The organism is Gemmiger formicilis (genome assembly GCF_016901605.1).
GTDB lineage: Bacteria > Bacillota > Clostridia > Oscillospirales > Ruminococcaceae > Gemmiger > Gemmiger formicilis_B.
In genome coordinates this window covers 1-9498 of the sequence record NZ_JACJKP010000117.1, presented here as the reverse complement: position 1 = coordinate 9498, position 9498 = coordinate 1, and the positions used below count along the sequence as shown (strand labels likewise).

At 53.1% G+C, this 9498-nt stretch carries 8 protein-coding genes; all 8 read right to left on the bottom strand.

Features of this window, described 5'->3' with window-relative positions; translation table 11 throughout:
• The coding region (locus tag H6B10_RS09785; protein ID WP_204651435.1) for a signal peptidase II at window positions 1-198 on the bottom strand (198 nt) is incomplete at its 3' end.
• Window positions 199-264: 66 nt separating this feature from the next.
• Window positions 265-3039: an isoleucine--tRNA ligase gene (gene ileS, locus H6B10_RS09780; RefSeq protein ID WP_204651434.1), complete on the bottom strand. Its 2775-nt coding sequence runs from the start codon at window positions 3037-3039 to the stop codon at window positions 265-267.
• A gap of 51 nt (window positions 3040-3090) precedes the next feature.
• Window positions 3091-4029: a DivIVA domain-containing protein gene (locus H6B10_RS09775; protein ID WP_204651433.1), complete on the bottom strand. Its 939-nt coding sequence runs from the start codon at window positions 4027-4029 to the stop codon at window positions 3091-3093.
• Window positions 4030-4094: 65 nt separating this feature from the next.
• Window positions 4095-4907 (bottom strand): YlmH/Sll1252 family protein, encoded by an 813-nt coding sequence (locus tag H6B10_RS09770; protein ID WP_204651432.1) that lies wholly within the window; start codon window positions 4905-4907, stop codon window positions 4095-4097.
• Window positions 4891-5343 carry a cell division protein SepF gene (locus H6B10_RS09765; protein WP_204651431.1) on the bottom strand — a complete coding sequence of 151 codons (453 nt, stop codon included), beginning with the start codon at window positions 5341-5343 and terminating at the stop codon, window positions 4891-4893. Before H6B10_RS09765 ends, H6B10_RS09770 begins: the two co-directional genes overlap by 17 nt.
• 121 nt (window positions 5344-5464) lie before the next feature.
• Window positions 5465-6688, bottom strand: coding sequence for an HlyD family efflux transporter periplasmic adaptor subunit (locus tag H6B10_RS09760; protein WP_204651430.1), 1224 nt, complete (start codon window positions 6686-6688; stop codon window positions 5465-5467).
• A 20-nt stretch (window positions 6689-6708) separates the two neighbouring features.
• Window positions 6709-7653, bottom strand: a complete 945-nt coding sequence (miaA, locus tag H6B10_RS09755; RefSeq protein ID WP_204651429.1) for a tRNA (adenosine(37)-N6)-dimethylallyltransferase MiaA — start codon at window positions 7651-7653, stop codon at window positions 6709-6711.
• Window positions 7637-9498 (bottom strand): DNA mismatch repair endonuclease MutL (mutL, locus tag H6B10_RS09750; protein WP_204651428.1); only part of this gene is annotated, 1862 nt, incomplete at its 5' end. The genes mutL and miaA, both read right to left, overlap by 17 nt.

The window sequence follows — 9498 nt, the reverse complement described above, 5'->3', positions numbered from 1 at the left end:
GCCAATCAGCAGGGTCTGCTTGCCTGCCAACATGGAAAACGCCATTCCATCATTGAGATAGTAGCGCAACTCCACGATCCCCGGCAATAAGGTAATGGCCCCTGCCGGCTGCAGTACCAAAACAGCCCACCGCTTAATCAACTGGTCAACAACCACCAGCAAAGCAGCTGCCAGCACTGATAGAACTGAAAAAATCATCCCAAACTCCATGCTCCCAAAAAAGCAGCGGTGCTTACAAATCTATAAGCACCGCTGAAGGTAAAATTACAAAACAAGAACCTTTGCGCAACGCGGGCACAGACCATTTTCACCCACGGTGGTCTCGTACTTCCAGCAACGCTGGCATTTCTCACCGGCTGCATGCTCTGCGCTTACACCAAGGCCTTCTACAACGCCCTTCACGCCGCCTTCGCCTTTTTCCAGGTGAACTTGAGAAACGATAAACAAGTCTACCAGTTCATCCATGGGAATAGCGTTCAGCAGGTTGTGGATTTCATCGCTGCAATACAGCGTCAGTGCAGCTTCCAGAGAAGAACCGATCACCTTATCCGCACGAGCCTGCTCCAGAACCTTCTTGACGTCATCGCGAATCGCCATAATGCGATCCCACTTAGCGGTAAATGCTTCACCGGCTGCAGCTTTGACTTCCGGCATCTGCTCAAACACCACATAGTCCTTCATGCCGGGCATTTTGGGAATATAGCTCCAGATTTCCTGGCTGGTGAAGCAGAGGATCGGTGCCAGCAACTTGGTGAAGTCCACCAGAATACGGTACAAAGCTGTCTGGGCACAACGCCGTGCATGGTCATCCGCACAGTACAGGCGGTCTTTGATTACGTCCATATAGAAGTTAGACATATCAATGACGCAGAAGTTATACAGCGCATGATAAGCACGGGAGAAATCATAATGATCGTAGGCATCCCGCATCGTTGCCGTCAAGGTATTGCAAGCTTCCAATGCCCAGCGGTCGATCTCGAACAGCTGATCATCGGCCACAGCGTCCTTATTGGGATCAAAATCACTCAGGTTGCCCAGCATAAAGCGTGCCGTATTACGCATTTTGCGGTACGCTTCCGACAGCTGACGGAAGATTTCCTTACCGGCACGTACATCGACCGTGTAATCGCTGGATGCCACCCACAAACGAATGATATCGGCGCCATAATCACGGATGATTTCGGCCGGTTCCATACCGTTACCGGCGGATTTATGCATCTGTTTGCCCTGTGCGTCAACTACCCAGCCATGGCACAGAACCTCACGGTAAGGCGCGATTCCCTGCGTGGCAACGCTGGTCAGAAGGCTGGACTGGAACCAACCACGGAACTGGTCGGCACCTTCCATATACATATCAACAGGCCAGGTCAGCTCCGGACGTTCGCGGCAGACTGCGCTCCAGGTAGAACCGGAGTCAAACCAAACGTCCATAATGTCGGGATCTTTTTCCCAATCCGAAGCGCCGCATTCGCACACTTCCGTTTTGGGCATGATCTCATTGGCATCATACTTGTACCATGCATCACTGCCCTCTTTACGGAACAGATCCGACACCGCTTTGATCGAGGCATCGGTAATATGGTACTTACCGCACTTCTTGCAGTAGAACACAGGAATGGGAACGCCCCATACACGCTGACGGCTGATGCACCAGTCGCTGCGGTCGCGCACCATACCGGCCATACGGTCATGGCCCCATGCCGGCTGCCAGTGCACACTGTCAATGGCCTTGTAAACGTCTTCCTTGAACGCATCGATGGAGCAGAACCACTGTTCCGTAGCACGGAAGATGATGGGATGGTGGCAGCGCCAGCAATGCGGATACTGGTGCGTAATGTGCTGCACGCCCATCAGATGGCCGGTTTCTTTGATGTGCTCCAGAATAACCTTGTTGGCAGCCCAGACTTTCAGACCCACAAATTCCTTGCCGGCCTCTTCGGTCAAATGTCCGGCGTCATCCACGGGAACAACCACCGGCAGCTGCGGATAATGGTTTACACAAACCTCGAAGTCCTCTACGCCATGGCCCGGTGCAGTATGAACACAACCCGTGCCGCCTTCCAGCGTAACATGATCGCCCAGAATAACCAGTCCGGTGCGATCCAGGAACGGATGCTTGTACTCCACAAGTTCCAGTTCATCGCCATGAACGACTTCCGGCAGAACCTCATACTCTTCAATATGACAGGCTTCCATCGTGGCCTTGACCAGATCAGCCGCCATAATGTGGTAATCATCGCCGATCTTGACAAAAGCATATTCGATGTCAGGATTCAAGCAGGTTGCCACGTTGGCAGGCAGTGTCCAGGTCGTCGTAGTCCAGATGACAATCCATGCCTTTTCCAGCGGAATGTTATGCTTTGCCAAAACGCCTTTAGGGTCACCCGTCAGCTTGAAACGAACATAGATGGAATCGCACTCATCCTCAGCGTACTCGATTTCCGCTTCTGCCAGGGCCGTGCGGTCTTCCGGGCACCAGTAAACAGCCTTCATGCCCTTGTAAATGTAACCCTTTTTGGCCATCTCGCCAAAGATTTCCACCTGGCGGGCCTCAAACTCGGGACGCAGGGTCAGATAGGGGTTTTCGAAATCGCCCTGCACGCCCAGACGTTTGAACTGTGCATTCATAACATCAATGTGCTCGGTGGCAAATTCCTTGCAGATTTTGCGCAGTTCCAGCTTGGAAACACCGGACTTTTTATCGCCCAAAGAACCCAGTGCCTTCAATTCGATGGGAAGGCCATGGGTATCGTAGCCGGGCACATAGGGAGCCTGGAAACCGGACATATTCTTATAACGGATGATGATGTCCTTGATGATTTTATTCAACGCAGTACCCATATGGATGCTGCCATTGGCATACGGAGGGCCATCGTGCAAAATGTAGCGCGGTTTGCCCTCGTTGTTGCGAATCATCTGCTCGTAGACATGGTTCTGTTCCCAGTCTTCCAGCATTTTGGGTTCCTTTTTCGGCAGGCCGGCCCGCATTTCAAAGGGGGTCTGCATCTTGTGGATGGTGTCATTATAATTCTGCGGCAAGGTTTCCTACTCTCCTCTATTTAGAATATTTCTATTCTGCTTACGCAGGCATCAACTATCGAAATCTACCCCTTCAAAGTTATCAAAAGCCGGGGAATTCAGCTCTTCCTGCGGTTCTACCGCAGCCTTTGTTTTACGGGAAGTCCGCTTACCCGCTGTAGACTTACGGGTCTTTCTGGCAGGCGCAGGCTTTTCAACCGGCGGCTCATCATACAGGCCTGCTCCCGGCTGGAAAGGCAAATCATCCTGGACCGGTTGCGCCGCCGCGGCGGGCGTCGGTATTTCTTCCGGTTCTTCCGGATGCGGTGCAATGGCAAATTCTACCGTATCTACCTTTTCGGGCTCTTCCTGAACAGGCGCCTGCTGCGTGTCACCCGCATCATAATAGCGGGTTTCCTGCACCGGTTCCGGCTGAGAAACCGGCTGCACAGGTTGTACAGGCTGCGTATAGACCGGTTCCGGCTGCGTCGGAACCGGTTCAGGTTCCGGCTGTGGTGCAGCCTGCACCGGATCAGCGGTTACAGGTTCTTCCTCCTCCGGCTTTTTATATTCCGGCAGCTTGCTGATCAGGTTGATGTGCTTACGATACATCTCCATAAGCGAGCGCTTGAAGCTGTCCGCTTCGCTTTTGAGCGTAACGATTTCCTGTTTTGCCAGTTCCACGTCATCCCGTGCACGCTGTTCGCGGTCTTCCGCCTTCATATTGGCCGCACGGATGATTTCCGCCGCCTTCTGCTTTGCTTCCCGGATCACATTTTCGCCCAGACGCTGTGCGTTGATCATCGTTGTCCGGAGTGTATCTTCCTCGGCGCGATACTGGTCAATCCGCTGAGCCAGAACCACAAGCTTTTTCTGCAGGTCGTCGTTTTGCGCAGAGAGAGCCTCCATGCTTTCCGCAACCTGCTTCAAATAATCGTCTACATCATCGCAACGATAGCCGCGCATCGATTTTTCGAAGGTTACGCGGCGGACATCCTCAGAAGATATCATATTATTCCTCCTGTTTTCGGACTTGCCGGGATTGTAGGCTATTGGCAAACGTGTTTTTACACTTCTCAATATTGAAAAAACGATATAAATATGCGGTCTTTTCGGCTCTTTCCTCCGATTCGGGTAACCTGATAGCGTCCCGCACCGTGGACCGTAAAAATATCGTGGGCATACACCGACTCATGCGCTGCACGAAGCGGCAGATGATTGATTTCCACTTTACCGGCCGTAATATATTCTGCGGCCCGCGTTCTGGATGTATGCATCATGGCCGCCAATACGGCATCCGCCCGTAAGGATGGAACCGATACATCCTGTTCTTTGCGCTCCGTTTGCTGCAAAAAGCGCTCCGGCAGCGTTTCTTCTGCCGTCACCGTAACCGGGCAACGGCCAGCTCCGGTTAATTCTGCCGCAATGAAATCCAATTTATCGGCCAAGGCTACCGCATAGAATACCGCCGGATTCTCGGGGTCCTGCAGCAGATCTCCCAAGCAAACACGGTCCAATCCCAGCCCCAGTATAGCGCCCAGATAATCCCGGTGTCCCGGCAGTTTTTTGTCTCCCGCCGACATCGCCATCAGTTTCAGATAGCCAACCGGTTCTTCCTGCCACGCATCCTCCGGTTCCAGGCAAAGAACTTTCCGTTCTGCCTGTTCATAGCCGCCCCAGAAACGCATGGATGCAAATCCGGCCTTATGGCAGGCAGCCTGTGCCAGGACCTGTTCCCTGTCCGACAAAAAGCCGGTATAACGCGGAATTCCCCGCTGCTCAGCCACACGGCAAAGTTCTTCCACGCGGCGCATTAACCGGCGTTCTTCATCGTTCTGCGGTGGTATGAACCCCCGCACCGGTGTTGTTGTATCAGAAGAATACGCCATTGTTCTCCAGTTCGTCAATCAGATCGCCCATAATATCAACGTTATAGGGCGTAATAATAAACGTACTGGTTGCCACGCGCTTGATCTGGCCGTTGTTTGCGTACGCAACACCGGAGAGGAAATCAATCAGGCGGCGGGAAACTTCCTTCCCGGTAGACTCCAGATTCAGCACCACCGTGCGTTTTGCGTTCAGCTGATCGGCAATGGTCGAAGCATCCTCGAAACGCTCCGGCTTGACCAGCACGACCTGCAGCTGCGTAGTGGCATTGATGTTCACTACTTTGTTGCTATGCTGTTTGACTTCCGCCTGAGAATAGCTTTGCGCAGCACCGCCAGCCTGGCCACCGGCAAAAATTTCATCTTCGGTATCATCTATATAAGAATCCCCTTCCGGGTCAATTCCAAGTTTGCTCTTCAAACTGTCAAACATAGACATGGTCGTTACTCCTTTGCTCGCACTTGCACACAAAATCGTGCGCGCACCATTACAGCGATATACACTAAATATTATCTTCTTTTTTATGTCAATTGTCAATATAAAACGGACAGATTCTGCGTCACAACAGCTTTCCATCCTGCAAATTTGTGCCTTGTACAATGATTTCATCGTACAGCCGGACTTCATTATCCGTTCCGATGGCACCATCGTCGGGAATCAAGATATAGTTCTCGTCCTCGTACAGGATCGTGATCTTCAAAAATCTCTGCAAGTTTCCGTATTTGACATAAACACCGCGTGCACCATCCACAATGTGCAATGCCTCTTTGGCTATGCGGATTCCCTCATAGGTTTTGATATCAATCTGGGCCGTCTCCATGCCAAAGCTGAGAATTTCGGCGTTGATGGTCTGACATTCAAATACCAGTTTGGCAATTCCATCTTCCTCACTGATGGTGTTTTCCACCAGTGTTGCCGTCAAGGGGGTATTTTGCTTACCGGGAACGCTGATTTTAACAGACGTAACGCCATCAAAGCGGGCGGCAGTTTCCAAATCGCAGACTGCATAAAACCGCCAACTGAATCCCGTAGCGATCTGCCCCGCCCGGTTTGTATCAGATGCCGGGAACCCGTCTTGCAGCATTTGTTGAAGTTCTGCCGGTGTCGCGTTATCCAGCGCATCCCGATCCGTGGTAATCACCGGGGCTGCTTCCGTACTGCTGAAATAGCCGTTGGTACTGGCGGTAATCGTCTGCAAAGAGCTTAACTGCGCATTGATTTCGTCATATTCCGTCTGCAAGGTCTGTATAGTCGCGGTAAAATCACCGGTCTGACCGGTACTGATCTGCAATCGGTTCTGTGCCAGCAGGAAATCATCTTCTGCCTCGCTGATCCCACTGTATTCCGCTGTATCCAGCTTATCCAGAAGGTTATACAGCGCCTGCTGCGTCTGGTTGGTCAAAACCGACAAATCGCTGCCGCTGGAATTCTGGGACTTGCTCAGCAATTCAATAGCCCGTCCCAGCCGATCCAAACGCTCCCGGAGCAATCCCTGGGAATCATCGGTATAACATTCAGCCAGCACCGTACCATTACTTACGCGCTCTCCATCCTGCACCAGATAGCCCAGGTTTCCGGTGCCTTCCACTGAAACCGAATCGAAGGAAACCACGCCATCCAGCGTCACGCTGTCCGCCATGGTATATGCAATGGCTGTTTCTGTTTTGTAGGACTGATGAAAAATAACAAAGCACTGAACGATCACATAAAGGGAAACCACACCGAGCAATGCAATCCCCAGCCAGCGCGCAATGCGCCCCGCGTAACTTTTTCTTGCTTCCATGCAGTCATCCCTCCTTTGCATCACCCCTGCAGAAAGTTTTCAATCAGTTTTTCCGCCTGAACGGCAGGATTCTCCTCATCCACATACAGCCAGACCACCTCTCCCTGATGCCGGAACCATGTCAACTGGCGCTTGGCATAATTGCGCGTTGCCTGTTTAAGACTGTTGATACACTCCGGAAGAGTCTGCTTTCCTTCCAGATACGGGAAAAATTCCTTATAACCAATGGCCTGCGCTGCGGTCCGGTACCGTTCCCGGTTCTTCCAGACCAACTCTGCTTCTGCCAAAATTCCCTTTTCCAGCATCTGATCCACACGCTGGTCGATCCGCCGATACAAAACAGAACGGTCACGATAGCCAAGGCACAGGCACAAAGACCGGTACGGCGGCGTGGACGGGCGCGAATTCTGCTGCTGTTCACTCATTTTCCGTCCGGTTATCTCATACAGTTCCAATGCGCGAATCACGCGCGGCAAATTATGCGGATGCACCTTCGCAGCGTAAACCGGGTCCAACGTTTTCAAACGCTGGTAAAGCACCTCTGGTCCTTGCTCCGCTGCCTCCTGCTGCAGCTTGCGGCGAACTTGCGGGTCGTTCTTTTCCGGTGCAAAGCTTACACCATTCAAAAGACTCGTAATGTACAAACCGGTACCGCCGACCACAAAGGGCAGATGTCCCCGCGCCGTGATCTCCGAAATAACGTTCGATGCCGATGCTGTAAAATCCGCCACACTGTAGGTACACTCCGGCGGCAAAAAATCCAACAAATGATGCGGTACTCCCTGCTGTTCTTCCGGCATAACTTTCGCCGTACCCACAGAAAGTTCCCGGTAGATCTGCATGGAATCCGCATTGATGATCTCACCGTTGAATCGGCGTGCCATGGCAACAGAAAGTGCCGTTTTTCCGGTAGCTGTCGGCCCGCCGATCGCCACGACCCGCGGACGTTCACACAAGGCGTCCAAACTGTTTTTCCAGCTCCTTCCGGGTAATCTTCAATACGCAGGGACGCCCATGCGGGCAGAACGGCGGCACGGAGCCATCCATGATACTTTGCGCCAGTGCCAGCATTTCGGCGTTGCTGGTTCGGTCCCCCGCTTTAATGGCTGCACGGCAGGCAATGGAGTGCAAAACCCACTCTGTCTTTTCCCGCAATGCATCACGGCTTCCTTCTGCCAGACGGGAAGCCAACTCAACTACCATGTCTTCCACATCGTCCACTGCCACATCGGCCGGAACCGCACGAACCACAACCGTTGCGCCGCCAAAATCTTCTACTTCCAGACCTGCGTCCATCAGCATATCCAGATTCTGCAGCAATGCCTGCTTTTCGGCGGCCGTGAGATTGACCTGCACCGGTACCAAAAGCATTTGTGCCGGCACATTGCCATAATCTTTCGCCAGCTTCTCAAACAGAATCCGTTCATGAGCCGCGTGTTTGTCAATAAGGCACAGTTCTCCGTCACGTTCGGTGATGATGTATGTCTTGAATACTTCTCCCACAAGGCGCAATGGCTGCGCAGCCGGCGGAGCCATGGTTATCTGCTCCGGCGCCTGTTCTTCCTGCGGCAAAGCACTTAAAGCATGCATGCTCTCCTGAACCGGTTCGGCCTCTTGCGGCGTATCCTGTTCCATTTTCTCCGTCGGGTATGTTTCGGTTTTGTGTTTTTCCCGGACAATCTGCGGCACAGCAGCCGCGGCCGGAACGATCGTTTCCGAATCCGCTTCCTTTGGTTGGGGCAGATCCGGTAAAATATCCAGAACCGTATCATCCGCCGCCGTCGCACGAAGCACCGTTCTCTCCGGCTGCGGCGCCGGCTCTGCGCGATACTGCGGTCCGGGAGACTGTACAGAAACCGTACCCGGAATGGGGCGAGCCGGTACCGGCTCCGTCAACCGGTTCAGCGCGCGGTATTCCGCTGCCGAAAGGGTGGTAAAGCGTGGTTTTTCTGCCGCTTGCTTCACCACCGGCGGAAGATCCGGCTTTTTTTCTTCCTGAACCGGCGCAGCATGTCCCATTTCAAAGCGGCATTCTCCACTGCCGGGCGTTGTCAGTGCCGTACGTACCGACCGATATACCGCATCAAAGACGTCACTTTCCCGCGCAAAACGGATTTCCGTCTTGGCCGGGTGAACATTCACATCCACCAAATCGGCAGGCATCTCCAGCATCAGCACGGCGCCGGGGAATTTTCCCTGCATCATGGTGCCTTTATAGGCATTTTCCAGCGCCGCCATCATGGTACGGTTCTTTACATACCGCCCATTGACGAAAAAGTGCTGTGCGCCGCGGCTGGCCCGGCAGGCACGCGGCGGTGTGATAAGACCGGTGATGTGATAAACGCCGTTACCGCCATCTACCGGCAAAAGATCCCGGGCAAAATCACGCCCCAGCACCGCATACACCGTGCTGCGCAAATCTCCGTCACCGGGAGTCAAGAATTGCTGTTTACCATCTTTGATAAACCGAAAACTGATTTCCGGATGAGACAGCGCCGCATGGAGCACCGTTTCGGAAACATAGGTTGCCTCCGTGGCATCCTTCTTTAAGAATTTCATGCGGGCAGGGGTGTTATAAAACAGTTCGTTGACCGTAATGGTTGTGCCTACCGGCCGTGCTCCCGGCTCCATCCCCTGCGGTTCTCCGCCGGAGATCCGGTAGCAGCAGGCATACTCATCCTGCTCCGTACGGGTCAGCACTTCCACTTTGGCCACACTGGCAATAGACGCCAGCGCTTCGCCCCGGAAGCCCAGTGTATGGATATGGCTCAGATCTTCTGCCGAAGCAATTTTACTAGTCGCATGGCGGA